Origin of the sequence: Stenotrophomonas sp. GbtcB23 (assembly GCF_019091045.1) — a bacterium.
GTDB lineage: Bacteria > Pseudomonadota > Gammaproteobacteria > Xanthomonadales > Xanthomonadaceae > Stenotrophomonas > Stenotrophomonas rhizophila_A.
The window spans coordinates 1-236 of the sequence record NZ_JAGXKC010000695.1; the positions used below are offsets into that span (position 1 = coordinate 1).

Annotated in this window: 1 protein-coding gene; it reads left to right on the forward strand. The window is 68.6% G+C overall.

Annotated elements, in window-relative coordinates:
- On the forward strand, positions 1-236 hold a 236-nt coding region (locus KVS69_RS20600; protein WP_217540207.1), incomplete at both ends, for a CinA family protein.

Here is a 236-nt window from a genome sequence, read left to right on the forward strand (position 1 = left end):
GATGGTGCATGGCGCGTTGTTCCGTTCGCGGGCATCGGTAGCAGTCGCGGTGACGGGCATTGCCGGTCCCGGTGGCGGGTCGGCGGACAAGCCGGTCGGCCTCGTGCATCTCGCCGCTCAAAGCCGTTCGGGCACGATCCTGCACCGGGAAATGCGCTATGGCGATATCGGCCGGACGGAGGTCAGGCTGGCGACCGTCCGCACGGCGCTGGAAATGCTGCTGGACGCCGCTCAGG